Genomic DNA, 17,412 nt, shown 5'->3' on the forward strand with positions numbered 1-17,412 from the left:
ATCCCGAAAGCTCAAGCCAGCGTAATTGCTGGCTTTTTTTTGCCTGAAATTTGGCTAAAAAAAACCCGCCGATTGGCGGGCTCTTTTAAAACAGGACATCAAAGCAGGAAAATCGTCGCCAGCCCGAGGAAGATGAAAAAGCCGCCACTGTCAGTCATGGCCGTGATCATCACACTGGCACCCATTGCCGGGTCGCGCCCAAGCCGCGCCAGGGTCATCGGAATCAAAACCCCCATCAACGCCGCAAGCAACAGGTTAAGCGTCATGGCGGCGGTCATCACCACGCCCAGGGACCAACTGCCATAAAGCAGATAGGCCACCACACCAATCACGCCGCCCCAGACCAAACCATTGATCAAACCAACCGCCAACTCCTTGCGCATCAGCCGCGACGTATTGCCAGTACTGACCTGGTCCAGCGCCATGGCCCGAACGATCATGGTGATCGTCTGGTTACCCGAGTTGCCACCGATACCAGCGACGATCGGCATCAATGCCGCAAGGGCTACCAGTTTCTCGATCGAGCCTTCAAACAGGCCGATCACCCGCGATGCAATGAACGCGGTGATCAGGTTTATCGCCAGCCAGGCCCAACGGTTGCGCAGGGACTTCCAGACTGATGCGAAAATATCTTCTTCTTCACGCAGACCCGCCATGTTGAGAACTTCGTTTTCGCTCTCTTCACGAATCAGGTCGACCATTTCATCGATGGTCAGACGACCGATCAGCTTGCCGTTCTTGTCGACTACGGGGGCCGAGATCAAGTCGTAACGCTCGAATGCTTGAGCGGCCTCATAAGCGTCTTCGTCCGGATGAAAACTCACCGGGTCGCTGGCCATGACTTCCGCCACCTGCTTTTCCGGGTCGTTGACCAGCAGACGCTTGATCGGCAACACACCCTTGAGCACGCCGTCGTAATCGACCACGAACAGTTTGTCGGTGTGGCTTGGCAGTTCTTTGAGACGACGCAGGTAACGCAAAACCACTTCGAGACTGACATCCTCACGGATAGTCACCATCTCGAAGTCCATCAGCGCACCGACCTGCTCCTCGTCATAGGACAACGCGGAGCGGACGCGCTCACGCTGTTGATTATCGAGGGTTTCCATCAGCTCGTGGACGACGTCTCGCGGCAGCTCGGAGGCCAGGTCAGCGAGTTCGTCGGCATCCATGTCCTTGGCCGCCGCCAGGAGCTCGTGATCGTCCATGTCGGCGATCAGGGTTTCACGAACCGAATCGGATACTTCGAGCAGAATGTCGCCGTCGCGATCAGCCTTGACCAGTTGCCAGACCGTCAGGCGATCGTCCAGCGGCAAGGCTTCAAGGATGTAGGCAACGTCGGCGGAGTGCAGATCATCGAGCTTGCGTTGCAACTCGACGAGGTTTTGCCGGTGAACCAGGTTCTCGACCCGGTCGTGATGCGGACCTTCCTGGCGATGAGTCAGGTCTTCGACCACTCGCTGGCGCTGCAGCAGCTCAACGACTTGAGCGAGGCGGTCCTGCAAGCTTTCCTGCGTTTTCTTTACTTCAACTTCAGACATAGGCGAACTCCACTCCCAGCAGCGGGGCACGCCGGAAGGATCAATCAGTCAATTCATGATTGTAAAAACGGGGTAACGAGTAACTACTGGGTAAGTCCATGGAGGTATTCCACAAGCCCCGGCGGGGCTGACGGGCGCAATGATAACACCGCCTGACGGTTTTAAACGTTAAAAAATAGCGGCTGAAACAAGTGCTTGCGAGATAAACCTGAGCGCCATCCTGATCCATGAAACTGCGACGACTCATCCTGAAAAGAAAACACACCGCCGCTTGAAAATGTAATGACTACCCTTGATGAAGACCGTCATGGAGGACGTCGAATGCCATCGATTGCTCAATATTTGCTAGCCGCCCTGCTCTGCCTGCCGCCCCAGGTGCTCGCCACGACCGTTCACCGGTGCGAAGCCGCCAATGGGCACATCACCTTCACAACCTTGAGCTGTACGGCAGGAGAAAGCCTCTCAACACACGACGTACGCACGTTCCTGCCAGGCAGCGTGACGCCCCTGATGCCTGAGGCCGAGTCTCGCGAAACATCAGGTACGAAATTGCAAAGGAGAGAGCCGACGGTCGCTGGTCAATCCGAAGGCAGATGTGGAGATCTGCTCAGCGCGAAGGAACGCCGCATAGCGATCATCAATCAGCGGGTCGTTGCCGGCATGAGTCAGCAGGACGTCGAAAGCGCCCTCGGCAAACCCGACAAAATCACCACCCGCAATTCAGCCGTAAGCTATCGCTACGACAACAAGCGAGGGCGCAGTGCTCATGTCGAGTTCGACGAGAAAGGTTGTACTAAAGGAAAAGCCAAATCGCAGACGGCAAAAAGCCCGCGTTAAACGCGGGCTTTTTGGTGTTTGGTGCACTCGACAGGATTCGAACCTGTGACCGCTCGGTTCGTAGCCGAGTACTCTATCCAGCTGAGCTACGAGTGCATTTGTGTTTTTATACCAGATCACAACTGGTTGAAGCCAAGTTATTCACATTACTGCAAACAACTCTTAAATGGTGCACTCGACAGGATTCGAACCTGTGACCGCTCGGTTCGTAGCCGAGTACTCTATCCAGCTGAGCTACGAGTGCATTTGTTGCCGCGCATTATAGGCCGTTAAATCTTTTTGTAAAGCACTTTTTCTAGTAATTTCAACAACTTACCGAAGAAGCCAGATTACAACGTACTACGCAAATAATGGCGGAGAACGGGGGATTCGAACCCCCGACACCCTTTTGAGGTGTACTCCCTTAGCAGGGGAGCGCCTTCGGCCACTCGGCCAGCTCTCCGCAACACGGGGCGTATCTTAACCAACCTTTTCCCCGTTTGCAAACATAAAAAACGATAAAAATTAATGGCTTGGTTCTTCGTCCTTCTCTTTCTTTATACGCAGGTAAATTTCTTCACGGTGCACAGCAACCTCTTTCGGGGCATTCACACCGATACGCACTTGATTTCCTTTTACGCCGAGCACGGTCACAGTGATTTCGCCATCACCAATAATCAGGCTTTCTGCGCACCGACGAGTCAGAATCAGCATACCTTTCTCCTCACGCATTTCATTTCAGGGACAACAGTCTGCAAAAAAAAGGCATTCGACCTACAACCAGAACGATCGCAGCCCTACATGCCTGAGTATTGACTAGCGCGAGCAAAAGAACAGTTTTGGTACGCGCCATTCAAAAAAACGAAGGGCGCGGTCAGACCGCGCCCTTGGGGGAACGTATTACTCGCCCTGTCGGGCTGGCGCATCCAGTTCAAAAGCCGTGTGCAGAGCGCGCACAGCCAGTTCCAGGTACTTCTCTTCGATCACCACGGACACCTTGATTTCCGAGGTCGAGATCATCTGGATGTTGATGCTCTCTTTCGCCAGGGATTCGAACATACGGCTGGCCACACCTGCGTGGGAGCGCATGCCGACGCCGACGATCGAGACCTTGGCGATCTTGGTGTCGCCAATGACTTCACGGGCACCGATCTCGCGAGCAGTGTTTTCCAGCACGGTTTGCGCCGCCTGGAAGTCATTGCGGTGCACGGTGAAGGTGAAGTCGGTGGTGTTATCGTGCGCAACGTTCTGCACGATCATGTCGACTTCGATGTTCGCGGCACTGATCGGGCCGAGAATCTTGAACGCCACGCCCGGGGTGTCTGGCACGCCACGGATGGTCAGCTTGGCTTCATCGCGGTTGAAAGCGATGCCGGAAATGATCGGCTGTTCCATGGTTTCCTCTTCATCAATAGTAATGAGGGTGCCCGGACCCTCCTTGAAGCTGTGCAGTACGCGCAGCGGAACGTTGTACTTGCCGGCGAATTCCACCGCACGGATCTGCAACACCTTGGAACCGAGGCTGGCCATTTCCAGCATCTCTTCGAAGGTGATCTTGTCCAGGCGCTGAGCCACGGACACCACACGTGGGTCAGTGGTGTAGACGCCGTCGACGTCGGTGTAGATCTGGCATTCGTCAGCCTTCAGGGCTGCCGCCAGCGCCACGCCGGTGGTGTCGGAACCGCCACGACCGAGGGTGGTGATATTGCCGTGCTCGTCGACGCCCTGGAAACCGGCGACAACCACCACACGACCGGCCTTCAGGTCACCGCGAATCTTCTGGTCATCAATCTGCAAGATACGCGCTTTATTGTGCGCGCTATCCGTCAGAATCCGTACCTGATTGCCGGTGTACGACACCGCTGGCACGCCACGCTTGATCAGCGCCATGGCCAACAGTGCAATCGTCACCTGCTCACCGGTGGATACGATCACATCCAGCTCACGAGGAACCGGCTGGCCGTCGCCACTGATTTGCTTGGCCAGATCGATCAGACGGTTGGTCTCGCCGCTCATTGCGGACAGCACAACCACCAGGTCATCGCCCGCCTCGCGGAATTTCTTAACCTTGTCGGCGACCTGCTCGATTCTCTCGACAGTGCCGACTGAGGTGCCTCCAAATTTCTGTACGATCAAAGCCATTTCAAAGCCGCCTCTGCCCATGAAGGGCGCCCAATAATCACTCAAACAGCGTTCTGGCCCGCCACTAGACCGCGGGCCAGGCACACTGCCTTATAAACCCTGCTCTACAAATGGAACGGTCAGGGCCAATGCGGTATCCAGTGCGCCAGCGTCAATACCACCGCCCTGCGCCATGTCTGGACGACCACCGCCCTTCCCGCCCACTGCCGCAGCAGCCTGTTTCATCAAATCACCGGCTTTGAGTTGGCCAGTCAGGTCTTTGGTCACGCCTGCAACCAGAACGACCTTTTCCTCATGGACACTGCCGAGCAGGATCACTGCGCGGCCGAGTTTGTTTTTCAATTGATCGACCAGCGCCAGCAGCGCTTTGCCGTCCTGACCGTCCAGACGCACGGCCAGCACTTTCACGCCTTTGACGTCCAGGGCAGAAGCCGACAGATCGTCGCCCGCCGCGCTGGCCGCTTTGGCCTGCAACTGCTCGAGTTGCTTCTCCAGCAGACGGTTGCGCTCCAGCACAGCCGACAGCTTGTCGATCAGGTTATCGCGGCTGCCCTTGACCAGGTTGGCCGCTTCCTTGAGTTGTTCTTCTGCCGTGTTCAAGTAGGCCAGCGCAGCTGCACCGGTCAATGCCTCGATACGACGCACACCGGAGGCTACACCGCCTTCACTGATGATTTTCAGCAGGCCGATGTCGCCGGTGCGGGTGGCGTGAATACCGCCGCACAACTCGACAGAGAAATCGCCCATGCTCAGCACGCGCACGCTGTCGCCGTACTTCTCGCCGAACAGCGCCATGGCGCCTTTTTGCTTGGCGGTTTCGATGTCGGTTTCTTCGGTTTCAACTTCGGAATTCTTGCGAATCTCGGCGTTGACGATGTCTTCCAGTGCCTTCAACTGCTCAGGCTTGATCGCCTCGAAGTGGCTGAAGTCAAAGCGTAGACGCTGACTGTCGACCAACGAGCCCTTCTGCTGAACGTGCTCGCCCAATACCTGACGCAATGCAGCGTGCAGCAAGTGAGTGGCGGAGTGGTTCAGCGACGTCGCGTGACGCACGTCGGCATCGACATGAGTCTCGACCGGAGCACCAACGATCAGGCTGCCCGAATCCAGTACACCGTGGTGCAGGAACGCGCCGCCGGTCTTGGTGGTGTCGCGCACGTCGAAACGCGCAGCGCCAGCCTGGAGGAAGCCGCAATCACCAATCTGACCACCGGATTCGGCATAGAACGGGGTCTGATTGAGAACGACCACGCCCTCTTCGCCTTCGCTCAGCACGTCAACCGATTGCCCGTCTTTATAGAGAGCAACGATTTTGGCGGAACCGCTGTGAGCGGTGTAACCGGTGAACTCGGTGGCCACATCAACCTTGACCAGGCTGTTGTAGTCCATGCCAAAGGAGCTGGCGGAGCGAGCACGGACGCGCTGGGCTTCCATTTCGCGCTCGAAACCTTCTTCGTCGATGGTCAGGCTGCGCTCGCGAGCGATGTCGCCGGTCAGGTCCATCGGGAAGCCGTAAGTGTCGTAAAGCTTGAACACTACATCGCCCGGCACCACGTCGCCTTTGAGTTCGGCCAGATCCTGCTCGAGGATCTTCAGACCCTGCTCCAGGGTCTTGGCGAATTGCTCTTCTTCGGCTTTCAGGACGCGTTCGATGTGCGCCTGTTGGGATTTCAGCTCAGGGAACGCTTCGCCCATCTCGGCGACCAGGGCCGCAACGATCTGATAGAAGAAGCTGCCCTTGGCGCCCAGTTTGTTGCCGTGACGGCAAGCGCGACGAATGATCCGGCGCAGCACATAACCGCGACCTTCGTTGGATGGCAGCACGCCGTCGGCAATCAGGAAACCACAGGAACGGATGTGGTCAGCCACGACTTTCAGCGAAGCCTGAGCATCGTTGGTGCAACCGATGGCTTTGGCCGATGCGCTCAGCAGGCTCTGGAACAGGTCGATTTCATAGTTCGAGTGAACGTGCTGCAGCACGGCACTGATCCGCTCCAGGCCCATGCCGGTGTCCACCGACGGCGCTGGCAACGGGTGCAACACGCCATCGGCGGTGCGGTTGAACTGCATGAACACGTTGTTCCAGATTTCGATGTAACGGTCGCCGTCTTCTTCCGGCGAGCCCGGTGGGCCACCCCAGATGTCGGCGCCGTGATCGTAGAAAATCTCGGTGCAAGGACCGCATGGGCCGGTATCGCCCATGGTCCAGAAGTTGTCGGACGCGTACGGCGCGCCCTTGTTGTCGCCGATGCGAACCATGCGCTCGGCCGGCACGCCGATGTCTTTGGTCCAGATGTCGTACGCCTCGTCATCGCTGGCGTAGACGGTGACCCAGAGCTTTTCTTTGGGCAGGTTCAGCCACTTTTCGGAGGTCAGGAAGTTCCAGGCGTAGGTGATGGCGTCACGCTTGAAATAATCACCGAAGCTGAAGTTACCCAGCATTTCGAAGAAGGTGTGGTGACGGGCGGTGTAACCGACGTTTTCCAGGTCGTTGTGCTTGCCGCCGGCGCGCACGCATTTCTGGCTGCTTACAGCGCGGGTGTACGCGCGCTTTTCCTGGCCCAGAAAGCAGTCCTTGAACTGGTTCATCCCCGCGTTAGTGAACAGCAGGGTTGGGTCGTTGCCCGGAATCAAAGAGCTGGAGGCTACACGGGTGTGGCCTTGCTCTTCGAAGAAGCGAAGGAAGGCTTCACGGATTTCTGCGCTTTTCATTAGGTTCTTCCACGGAGGCTGCGGCCAAAGGCCTGTGCGAAACGTCAACAGACGAAGCGACGGCAAAGGGCCGCATTATATCGGCCCTGCGCGCGGGGTACAGCGTGTTTATACGATAGAAACAGTCAATTGGACGGCTAACACGGTCAGTTGTGAGAAAAGTCGGCAAATGTGGCGACGACTTGCTCGATTTGCGCACGACTGACGTCCATGTGCGTGACCATTCGCAGACGACCGGCAGCGCTGAGCTTGATCCCGCGTGTCGCGGCAAAAGCCTTGATCGCTTCGGCCTTGTCGCCCATTTGCACGTAAACCATGTTGGTCTGCACCGGCTCGACCTCATAGCCCGCTGCTCGCAGGCCGTCGGCCAAAAAATGCGCATTGGCATGGTCATCCGCCAGGCGCTGAACGTTGTTGTCCAGCGCATAAAGCCCCGCCGCGGCGAGAATCCCGGCCTGGCGCATGCCGCCGCCGACCATTTTGCGCAGACGCCGCGCCTTGGCGATCAACTCGACCGAGCCGCACAGCACCGAACCGATCGGCGCCCCCAGACCTTTGGACAGGCAAACCGAAACCGAATCGAAATGCTGAGTGATCTCTCGGGCATCGACACCCAGCTTGACCGCCGCGTTGTAGAGCCGCGCGCCATCCAGGTGCAGCGCCAGGTCATTTTCATGAGTTAAACGGCGAGCCCGGGCCAGATACTCCAGCGGCAAAACCTTGCCCTGCATGGTGTTTTCCAGCGCCAGCAAACGGGTGCGGGCGAAGTGGAAGTCATCCGGTTTAATTGCCGCGGCGACCTGCGTCAGGTCCAGCGAACCATCGGCCTGCACTTCCAGCGGCTGCGGCTGGATCGAACCGAGCACTGCCGCGCCACCCCCTTCGTACTTATAGGTGTGAGCCTGTTGTCCGACAATGTATTCGTCACCGCGATCGCAGTGGGCCATCAGGCCGAGCAAGTTGCTCATGGTGCCCGTCGGGACAAACAGTGCCTGGGCAAAACCCAGTCGTTTTGCCAGTTCGGCTTCCAGACGGTTGACCGTCGGATCTTCGCCATAAACGTCGTCACCGGTGGCTGCATTCGCCATCGCGTCGAGCATCCCTGCGGTCGGTTGGGTGACGGTGTCGCTGCGAAGATCGATAACGCTCATGAATCTGGCCTCGGTAAGCAGGGGGAAATCCCTTTCAGGAAGGAATTACTGCGGTCATGCCGATGATTAATCAACCCTTCGGCTAGGAAAAGGTGGTTCAAGCCAACGAAAAAGTCGATAACAATCATCAGATAGCAGCAATGCACAGGTGAGAAATATGTGTTAAAAACGCTTCGCCGCCAAACAATCTGGCGGCAAAACGTTCTCAGGGCGGGGTGTAACTCCCCACCGGCGGTAATTGCGCGCAATGCGCATAGCCCGCGAGCGCTTGGCGGCAGCACGGCAATGGCTGTGATGGCGGCAAGGTCAGCAGACCCGGTGTGATCCCGGGGCCGACGGTCATAGTCCGGATGAAGAGAGAACGGGATTGGCGCCGCCTAGGCTCTGTACCAAAGCGCCGTCCGCAGGCACTTGTGCCTGCGTACCCTTAAATCCCATTCGATTCATAACGCCCTGTTTTTCACACAAACAGGAGTCAGAACATGCAACCCACCGCAATCGATAGCAAAAGCAAAAACCATCAGGGCGAGCGCGTCGCGTTCATCCAGGCCTGCTGGCACAAGGAAATCGTCGATCAGAGCCGTAAAGGCTTCGTCGCCGAAATGATTGCTCAGGGTTATCAGGAGTCGGACATCGATTTCTTCGAAGTCGGCGGCGCCTTTGAAATCCCGCTGCACGCCAAACTGCTGGCCAAGTCGGGTCGTTATGCCGGCATCGTCGCAGCCGGCCTGGTGGTCGACGGCGGCATCTATCGCCACGAATTCGTCGCCCAGTCAGTGATCAGCGGCCTGATGCAGGTGCAGCTGGAAACCGAAGTGCCGGTGTTCTCGGTGGTTTTGACCCCGCACCACTTCCATGCTGGCGAAGAACATCAGAAGTTCTTCTTCGAGCATTTCGTGCACAAAGGTCAGGAAGCGGCAAAGACTTGTGCGGATACGCTGCACAAGATGCGGGCGTTGCGTCGTAGTGAGCCTCGCGCGGTAGCGGTTTAAAACACAAAACCTGTGGGAGCGGGCTTGCCCGCGATGGCAGTGTGTCAGTCACCATAGTTTTCGACTGATCATCCGCTATCGCGGGCAAGCCCGCTCCCACAAGGATCTATGTCGAGCCTGATATCGCAGTCAGGCGAGGTTTTCGTCGGTGGTCGGCACGATCAGAATGCCGGCGCGCAGGCCGTTCTTGACCTTGGGGTTGGGGAAGATGATCCGGGCGCCCTGCTCTTCGATGACCCAGCGGGTATTGGCGATATCCTCGGCCAGTACATAACCCACTTTCAACTCCGAAAAATTTTCGATATCCGCCGGCAGGTTCAGGCGGAAGCTATCGCTATGCTTGATGACTTCCCGCGCGACGCTGAACAATTGCAAGCCATCCAGCCCGTCGTCGGTCATTGGCGGCTCAGTGCCTTCGATGATCTGCTTCAGGCGGGTTTCAAGAAGATCGACGTTGACCCCGTCGTTCTGCCCGAACGGCCGGGCCTTGCCCAGTTCCAGGGTGAAGGACTCGGCATCGAGCTTGTCGTAGGTGTAGGAACTGAAGACGATGGAGGATTTGTTCTGCAACAGCACCGCTTCCATGCCGGCGGCGCGCAGGCGAGCCAGTTCCAGGCGTGAATGCTGACGACCTTCTTTCCAGGGGTACAGGGCGAACTGCTCGATTTTCGAGCCACGGATCGCCGTGTGCAGGTCGTAGTGCAGGCGATTGCGGTCCGGCAGGCTGAAGAAAGTCGCCGCCAGCCGCTCCAGCTCACAAGCGCGCAAGGCCTCGGAACCACTGGTTTGTTCGTGCCGGCCGTTGAACAGCCGATTGACGTCCTGCTCGATGAAACGCTCGCCTTTGCGAATCGCTTCCGGGTTCCCGAACAGGAACAGAATACGTGCGCGGGGCTTAAGATCGCCGCGGGCAATATCGTGCAACAGGCGATCAAGCAATTCGATCGGCGCTGTCTCGTTGCCATGGATGCCGGCCGATAGCAGCAGGTCCAGGCCGTTGTCGCGAGCTTCAGGTGGCCGGACTTCCAGCGCACCTTCGCTCAACCAGCGCATGCGCACGCCTTCGACAGTCAGTTGAGTCTTCTCCGCCGGTTCGCGGCCGGCGAGGGTCAGTTCAAGCAGTTTGCCGAGGGCGAGCATAGAGCGGTTTCCTTAGTGGTCGTGATTGCAATCCGGGCCGTGTACGTGGTCCTCATCATCACCGACGTCGGCCGGTTCCATCTCCAGTTGCAAACTTACCAGATTAGTCGCCAATGGGCGCAGCAGCAGGTTGGCGTATTCAGCGTCACCTTCTTCAACGTCTACGCCGATCAGCAACTGGCCGCGGCCGTCCTGCTGGATCCACAGCTCTTTGCCTTGCCACATGACCGCGACGCGGGTGCAGGAAGTTTCCAGTTGCGTGCCGTCGGTGTCTTCAAGGATCAGCTGCAGGGTATCGCTCATGTGTTTTACGCTCTCGACGTTCAATTGATCTGGAATGGATAAACCGCGCCCAGTTTAAGGATTTGCGTCAGTTCATCCAGTGCCGTCCGGCACTCAAGCAGCAATTGCGGGTCCGCCAGATCGTTTTCGGTCATGCGGTCGCGATAGTGCTTGTCGACCCATTCGGTCAATGTGCCGTACAACGGTGCCGTCATGATAACCCCTTGGTTGACGGCCGCCAGTTCGGTTTCGTTAAGTGCGACGCGCAACCGCAGGCAAGCCGGGCCACCGCCGTTCTGCATGCTCTGCTTGAGATCGAAAACTTTCACTTCGCGGATCAGGCCGCCAGAGCTGGTCAGGCCTTGCAGGTACAGCCAGACACGCTCGTTGCCACGGCATTCTTCCGGCACGATCAATAGCATGGAGCCGTCAGGACGCGACAGCAGCTGGCTATTGAACAGGTAGGAACGTACCGCGTCTTCCACGGTGACCGCGGAACGCGGTACGCAGATCGACTGAAATTTCCCACCGACTTTTGCGAGTTTGCCTTGCAGTTCAGCCAGCATCTGCTCGGTGTCGAGGAAGGCGTCCTCGTGATAGAACAGCACCTCGCCGTTACCCACTGCGATCACGTCGTTATGGAACACGCCCTGATCGATCACCGAAGGGTTCTGCTGGGCATAGACCACGCCGTCATCACTCAGGCCGTGCAGACGCGCGACGGCCTGGGACGCTTCGAGCGTCTGGCGTGCCGGGTACTTCTGCGGATTCGGGTAACGGGTGTCGAACGCGCTGCGACCGAACACGAAAAACTCGACGCCGGCTTCACCGTATTCACGGCAGAAACGGGTGTGGTTGGCCGCCCCTTCGTCACCGAACTGCGCCACGGCTGGCAAAGCGGCGTGGTGAGCAAAGTGCTTCTGATCGGCGAACATCGCTCCCAGTACGCGGCTGGTGGTCGGGTGTTCGATGCTGCGGTGGTATTTGCAGTTCAGGTTGGCGGCGGTGAAATGCACGCGGCCATCGGCGGTGTCGGCGCTCGGGCTGACCGTGGCGGCGTTCGCCACCCACATGCTCGACGCCGAGCAACTGGCAACCAGCAGCGGCATGGCCTCTTTGGCGGCGCGCTCGATCACCTGAGCATCGGTACCGCTGAAACCCAGTCGGCGCAATGCGGCGACGTCCGGACGTTCTTGTGGCGCCAAAACGCCTTGTTGAAAGCCCATTTCCATCAGCGCTTTCATCTTCGCCAGGCCTTGCAGCGCGGCTTCCTTCGGGTTCGAAGACTGCTGGCTGTTGCTCTGGGACGCGACGTTGCCGTAAGACAGGCCGCCGTAGTTATGGGTCGGCCCCACTAGACCGTCAAAATTGACTTCATAGGATTTCATCAGCGAGGCTCCACGAGAATCTGTTGTTATAGGCTTCAGTAACTAACTGTTCAGTGCGACCGAGTCGCGGCCATCGCGGGCAAGCCCGGCTCCCACAGGTTCGGAGGTGTTCACACATGTTGTGACCGACGCAAATCCTGTGGGAGCGGGCTTGCCCGCGATTGGGCGTTACACCATCTTCACGCCAGGCGTGAGGGTGGCTGGCAACACCAGGCTCGGGGTTTCCAGCGAGGCCACCGGGTACGCGCAATAATCCGCGGCGTAGTAGGCGCTGGCGCGATGGTTGCCCGATGCGCCGACACCGCCGAATGGCGCGCTGCTCGCCGCACCGGTCAGCTGCTTGTTCCAGTTGACGATACCGGCCCGGCTTTCCAGCCAGAACTGCTGATAACGCGCTTCGGAATCCGACAGCAAACCAGCCGCCAGGCCATAGTCGGTGTCGTTGGCTTCAGCGATCGCCGCTTCAAAATCAGCGTAGCGGATCACTTGCAGCAGCGGACCGAACAGCTCTTCGTCCGGGCGATCGGCAACCGCCGTTACGTCCAGAATGCCCGGGGTCAGCAAGGCTGCCTGGGCCTGGGGCTGAGTCATCTCCAACAGCGCCACGGCGCCGTTGGCCAGCAGATGTTCTTGCGCATCCATCAGCGCTTTTGCAGCGCCGAGGGAAATCACCGAGCCCATGAACGGCGCCGGTTGCTGATCGAACGCACCGACTTCAATCGTCGAGCTGACCGCCACCAGACGCGCCAGCAGCGTATCGCCCCAGGCGCCTTGCGGCACCAGCAAGCGGCGGGCGCAGGTGCATCGCTGACCGGCAGAAATGAAGGCCGACTGAATAATGGTGTAAACGGCGGCATCGAGGTCCGCGACTTGATCCACCACCAGCGGGTTGTTACCGCCCATTTCCAGCGCGAGGATCTTGTCCGGACGACCGGAAAACTGCTTATGCAGGTGATTGCCGGTACGGCTGGAACCGGTGAAGAACAGGCCGTCGATGCCCGGGTTCGCCGCCAGGGCGATACCGGTTTCGCGGGCGCCTTGCAGCAGGTTCAGCACGCCAGCCGGCAGACCGGCTTCGATCCAGCACTTGACCGTCAGCTCGGCCACTTTCGGGGTCAGCTCACTCGGCTTGAACAGCACGCTGTTCCCGGCCAGCAGCGCCGGCACGATGTGACCGTTCGGCAAGTGACCGGGGAAGTTGTAAGGACCAAACACCGCCACCACACCGTGCGGTTTGTGGCGCAATACCGCCGTGGCGTCGCCCAACGGGCCGCTCTTCTCGCCGGTACGTTCGCGATAGCTCTGCACCGAGATGGCAATTTTGTTGACCATGCTGGTAACTTCAGTCGCCGCTTCCCACAGGGGTTTACCGGTTTCTTCACCGATGGTGCGAGCCAGCTCGTCGTGATTCTTCAACGCAGCGGCAAAGGCTTCCAGCACGCTGATGCGCTCTTCCAGGGTACGGCGAGCCCAACCCGGGAACGCTTGACGCGCAGCTTGCACAGCCGACTCGACCTGACCGGCCGTGGCGCCTTCGCCAGCCCACAGCACTTGCTGCGTCACCGGGTTTACCGATTGAAAGCTTTCACCCTGACCAGCCAGCCATTCACCGGCGATGTATAGCGAATTCATTATTTCGACTCCCGAGCAGCGGACAACGGAACGGCGCGTACTTGATCGCCGGCGTTGAGTTGAAGGCGTTTGGCCGTCAGCGGATCGACCACCAACGTGCCGGCGGCGAAGCGTGCTGGTGCGGCAGTGATCCGGCAGTCTTCGCGCTTGCGGTTATGAATCAGGAACGGCGTGGCATCGTCACCCGGCGTGCCGATGGCCAGCACCAGCGCCTGGCTGTCGCGCACCGCGCGGATCTTGGTGGTTTCGCATTCCACCGCAGGGCCGGCATCGAAGATATCGACGTAGCCTTGATAGCTGAAACCTTCGCTCTTGAGCATCGACAGCGCCGGCTCGGTGTCCGGGTGAACCTGGCCGATCACGTTGCGCGCATCCGGCGACAGGAAGCAGGTGTACAGCGGGAATTTCGGCATCAGTTCGGCGATGAACGCCTTGTTGCCCACGCCGGTGAGGTAATCGGCCTGGCTGAATTCCATCTTGAAGAAATGCCGACCCAGGCTTTCCCAGAACGGCGAACGCCCGGCCTCATCAGACACACCGCGCATTTCGGCGATGATCTTGTTGCCGAACAGCTGCGGGAACTCAGCGATGAACAGCATCCGCGCCTTGGCCAACATGCGGCCGTTTAGGCCACTGCGGAAATCGGCATGCAGGAACAACGAGCACAACTCAGAGTTACCGGTCAGGTCGTTGGCCAGGAACAGCGTCGGGATTTCGCGGTAGATGTTCAGCTCTTGCGAGGCGCTGACCGTCAGGCCGACCCGGAAGTTGTACCAAGGCTCACGCAGGCCGACGGCACCGGCGATAGCAGAAATACCCACCACGCGGCCATTGTCGTCTTCGAGTACGAACAGGTAGTCCGCATCACCGCGCCCTGCTTCGCCGCGGAAGGTCTTCTCGGCCCAGCCGACCCGATGGGCCAGACGTTCTTCGTTGGCCGGCAAGGTGGTCAGGCCGGTACCGGTGCTGCGGGCCAGGTCGATCAGAGCGGGTAAATCGCTGCTGCGTACGGGACGAACAATCATGCTATCTCCTCAAACGGGCCGCTGACGCCACCCGTGAAACTCGCTGCTTTACTCAGCATTCACTCTTTATAGGCATAGCAGCAGGCGTTAAACCGCCACCAGGCGCACGCTGGCACCTTCACCGACGCCCAGGGCTTCGGCCGCTTCAAGATCCAGGGTGACGGGTTTGCCCGGCGCGTAATCGAGCTCAAGCAAAACGGCGCGGTAATCCTGCAATTGGGCATTGGCCACCAGATATTGACGACCCGCGCCTTTGACCGGCTCGCCGATTTTCACCGGCACGACACGGCTCTGGGCGATCGAACGGATCCCCGAGACGCGGGCATGCAGCGTCGGGCCACCGTCGAAAATGTCGATGTAGTGATCCGTCTCGAAGCCTTCGCGCATCAGAATGTCGAAGGTGATCTGTGCACGTGGGTGCACCTGGCCCATCGCCTCTTGAGCGGAATCCGGCAACAACGGCACGTAGATCGGGTAATGCGGCATCAGCTCGGCCAGGAACGTACGGCTTTTCAGGCCACACAGACGCTCGGCTTCGGCGTAGTTGAGGTCGAAGAAGTTGCGACCGATGGCATCCCAGAACGGCGAATCGCCATTTTCGTCGCTGTAACCGACGATCTCGGTCACCACCGAATCGGCAAAGCGCTCCGGATGGCTGGCCACGAACAACAGGCGACCACGGGAATTGAGCTCAGCCCAAGGCGAACCCACCAACTCCGGCTTCACGTAGAAACTGGTCAGCAAGCTGTTACCAGTCAGGTCGTGGCACTGGGAGAGCACGTGGATCTTGTTGTGAATCTTCAGCTCGCGAGAGGCGTGGACGAAGGTTTCGTTACGAAAGCTGTAAAACGGCTCGGAATAACCGGCCGAGGCAACGATGGCCGAACAGCCCACCAGTTTGCCGGTGGCCGTGTCTTCGAGGACGAAGAAATAGCTCTCTTCGCCGTTGAAGCTGACTTCAGCGGCGAACGAAGCTTCGCTTGCGGCGATCTTGTCGCTCAGGCGTTCAACGTCATCCGGCAAGGAAGTGACACCAATCGGGCTGTCCGCAGCCAGACGCTGTACCTCGCCCAGATCAGCCATTTGCGCGGGGCGCATCACCAGCATGGTGTCACTCCTATCTCGAAAAAACTCATTAGAAAAATGCCCGGCTCATGTGGGAGCGGGCTTGCCCGCGATAGCGTCCTGTCAGATAACAATGAAGTCGGCTGTCAGGCCCTCATCGCGGGCAAGCCCGCTCCCACACGTATGTGCCCGGCACATAAAATTGGGTTCGACGCCTGAAATCATCAGGCGTCGAAAGGTCTATCAGGCTTGCGTCAGCTTCGCCGCGGCGCGCTCGAAACGGTCCAGACCAGCATCGATATCGGCGTCTTCAACCACCAGGCTTGGGGCGAAACGAATCACGTCCGGGCCGGCTTGCAGAATCATCAGGCCTTCACGCTCGGCGGCGTTGAAGATGTCTTTGGCCTTGCCTTTCCAGGCATCGCTCAGCACGCAACCGAGCAGCAGGCCCAGACCGCGGACTTCAGTGAACAGGCCATACTTCTCGCCGATCTGCTCAAGACGGGTCTTGAACTTGTCGTGCTTGGCATTGACGCCGTTCAGCACTTCGGGCGTGTTGATCACATCGATCACCGCTTCAGCGACAGCGCACGCCAGCGGGTTGCCGCCATACGTGGTGCCGTGGGTGCCGACGACCAGGTGTTTGGCCAGGTCTTCGGTGGTCAGCATCGCTGCGATCGGGAAACCGCCGCCCAGGCTCTTGGCGCTGGTCAGGATGTCCGGGGTCACGCCGTAATGCTGGTAGGCGAACAGCTTGCCGCTGCGGCCCATGCCGGTCTGAACTTCGTCGAAGACCAGCAGCGCGTTGTGCGCATCGCACAGCTCACGGGCGCCTTGCAGGTAAGACAGCTCGGCCGGCAGTACGCCGCCTTCGCCCTGGATCGGCTCCAGAACCACCGCGCAGGTCTTGTCGGAAACAGCGGCTTTGAGCGCGGCCAGATCGTTGTAAGGCACGTGGGTGATGCCAGTGATCTTCGGACCGAAGCCGTCGGAGTACTTCGACTGGCCACCGACGTTCACGGTGAACAGGGTACGGCCGTGGAAGCTGTTGAGCGCGGCAACGATTTCGTACTTCTCGGTACCGAAACGGTCATGGGCCACGCGACGGGCCAGCTTGAAAGCGGCCTCGTTGGCTTCGGCGCCGGAGTTGCAGAAGAACACGCGCTCGGCAAAAGTGGCGTCGACCAGCTTATGGGCCAGGCGCAAGGCCGGCTCATTGGTGAACACGTTGGACACGTGCCACAGCTTGTTCGCTTGCTCGGTCAATGCAGCGACCAGCGCCGGGTGCGCATGGCCCAATACGTTAACGGCAATCCCGCCGGCGAAGTCGATCAGCTCGCGGCCAGACTGGTCCCAAACACGGGAACCGGCACCACGCACAGGAATGAAAGCGGCTGGCGCGTAGTTGGGAACCATTACCTGGTCGAAATCGGCGCGTTCTACCGCAGCGTGCTCAACGGACATCGGAGTCTCCTGAAAAGGAACACTCGCCTGAAACTGGCGAGCGATGGGGGGATTGTAAGGAC

At 59.0% G+C, this 17,412-nt stretch carries 14 protein-coding genes, 3 tRNA genes and 1 riboswitch; of the genes, 2 read left to right on the plus strand and 15 right to left on the minus strand.

All coding sequences use genetic code 11. The features are described from left to right. Nucleotides 1-98 precede the first annotated feature (98 nt). Nucleotides 99-1,541, minus strand: a complete 1,443-nt coding sequence (gene mgtE / locus AB7M26_RS27815; protein ID WP_123495832.1) for a magnesium transporter — start codon at nt 1,539-1,541, stop codon at nt 99-101. Nucleotides 1,542-1,862: 321 nt separating this feature from the next. Here mgtE and AB7M26_RS27820 point away from each other — a divergent pair, with 321 nt between their 5' ends. Further along, complete coding sequence (locus AB7M26_RS27820; protein ID WP_123495830.1) at nt 1,863-2,378, plus strand: cell envelope protein SmpA; 516 nt, start codon at nt 1,863-1,865, stop codon at nt 2,376-2,378. A 19-nt stretch (nt 2,379-2,397) separates the two neighbouring features. Here the strand turns inward: AB7M26_RS27820 and AB7M26_RS27825 are convergent. The 7 genes from AB7M26_RS27825 to ltaE form a co-directional block, all read right to left on the minus strand. Then, nucleotides 2,398-2,474: transfer RNA gene (locus AB7M26_RS27825), tRNA-Arg, on the minus strand. A gap of 71 nt (nt 2,475-2,545) precedes the next feature. Then, nucleotides 2,546-2,622: transfer RNA gene (locus tag AB7M26_RS27830), tRNA-Arg, on the minus strand. A gap of 107 nt (nt 2,623-2,729) precedes the next feature. Further along, a tRNA-Ser gene (locus AB7M26_RS27835) sits at nt 2,730-2,820 on the minus strand. A gap of 62 nt (nt 2,821-2,882) precedes the next feature. Further along, nucleotides 2,883-3,071, minus strand: a complete 189-nt coding sequence (csrA, locus tag AB7M26_RS27840) for a carbon storage regulator CsrA (protein ID WP_002554426.1) — start codon at nt 3,069-3,071, stop codon at nt 2,883-2,885. Between the two features lie 186 nt (nt 3,072-3,257). Beyond that, nucleotides 3,258-4,499: an aspartate kinase gene (locus AB7M26_RS27845; protein WP_038979429.1), complete on the minus strand. Its 1,242-nt coding sequence runs from the start codon at nt 4,497-4,499 to the stop codon at nt 3,258-3,260. Nucleotides 4,500-4,589: 90 nt separating this feature from the next. Continuing rightward, nucleotides 4,590-7,211, minus strand: a complete 2,622-nt coding sequence (alaS, locus tag AB7M26_RS27850; RefSeq protein ID WP_123495828.1) for an alanine--tRNA ligase — start codon at nt 7,209-7,211, stop codon at nt 4,590-4,592. A 146-nt stretch (nt 7,212-7,357) separates the two neighbouring features. Continuing rightward, nucleotides 7,358-8,362 carry a low-specificity L-threonine aldolase gene (gene ltaE, locus AB7M26_RS27855; protein ID WP_123495826.1) on the minus strand — a complete coding sequence of 335 codons (1,005 nt, stop codon included), beginning with the start codon at nt 8,360-8,362 and terminating at the stop codon, nt 7,358-7,360. Between the two features lie 197 nt (nt 8,363-8,559). Next, a riboswitch (FMN riboswitch) is annotated at nt 8,560-8,729 on the plus strand. Between the two features lie 115 nt (nt 8,730-8,844). Here ltaE and AB7M26_RS27860 point away from each other — a divergent pair. Further along, on the plus strand, nt 8,845-9,354 hold the full coding sequence (locus AB7M26_RS27860) for a 6,7-dimethyl-8-ribityllumazine synthase (RefSeq protein WP_008071834.1): 510 nt from the start codon (nt 8,845-8,847) through the stop codon (nt 9,352-9,354). 129 nt (nt 9,355-9,483) lie between these two features. Here the strand turns inward: AB7M26_RS27860 and astE are convergent, their stop codons facing one another. The 7 genes from astE to AB7M26_RS27895 form a co-directional block, all read right to left on the minus strand. Further along, nucleotides 9,484-10,494 carry a succinylglutamate desuccinylase gene (gene astE, locus AB7M26_RS27865; RefSeq protein ID WP_123495825.1) on the minus strand — a complete coding sequence of 337 codons (1,011 nt, stop codon included), beginning with the start codon at nt 10,492-10,494 and terminating at the stop codon, nt 9,484-9,486. Nucleotides 10,495-10,506: 12 nt separating this feature from the next. Continuing rightward, on the minus strand, nt 10,507-10,797 hold the full coding sequence (locus AB7M26_RS27870) for a hypothetical protein (protein WP_007904718.1): 291 nt from the start codon (nt 10,795-10,797) through the stop codon (nt 10,507-10,509). Nucleotides 10,798-10,817: 20 nt separating this feature from the next. Continuing rightward, entirely contained in the window at nt 10,818-12,164 is a 1,347-nt protein-coding gene (gene astB, locus AB7M26_RS27875; protein ID WP_123495824.1) for an N-succinylarginine dihydrolase, read from the minus strand. 168 nt (nt 12,165-12,332) lie between these two features. Then, nucleotides 12,333-13,799: a succinylglutamate-semialdehyde dehydrogenase gene (astD, locus tag AB7M26_RS27880; protein ID WP_185022108.1), complete on the minus strand. Its 1,467-nt coding sequence runs from the start codon at nt 13,797-13,799 to the stop codon at nt 12,333-12,335. After that, on the minus strand, nt 13,796-14,821 hold the full coding sequence (astA, locus tag AB7M26_RS27885; protein ID WP_123495822.1) for an arginine N-succinyltransferase: 1,026 nt from the start codon (nt 14,819-14,821) through the stop codon (nt 13,796-13,798). Before astA ends, astD begins: the two co-directional genes overlap by 4 nt. Before the next feature lie 87 nt (nt 14,822-14,908). Then, nucleotides 14,909-15,928 carry an arginine/ornithine succinyltransferase subunit alpha gene (aruF, locus tag AB7M26_RS27890; protein WP_095634598.1) on the minus strand — a complete coding sequence of 340 codons (1,020 nt, stop codon included), beginning with the start codon at nt 15,926-15,928 and terminating at the stop codon, nt 14,909-14,911. Nucleotides 15,929-16,129: 201 nt separating this feature from the next. Beyond that, nucleotides 16,130-17,350, minus strand: coding sequence for an aspartate aminotransferase family protein (locus AB7M26_RS27895; protein ID WP_007904683.1), 1,221 nt, complete (start codon nt 17,348-17,350; stop codon nt 16,130-16,132). Nucleotides 17,351-17,412 lie beyond the last annotated feature (62 nt).

The organism is Pseudomonas sp. F-14 TE3482 (assembly GCF_053629455.1).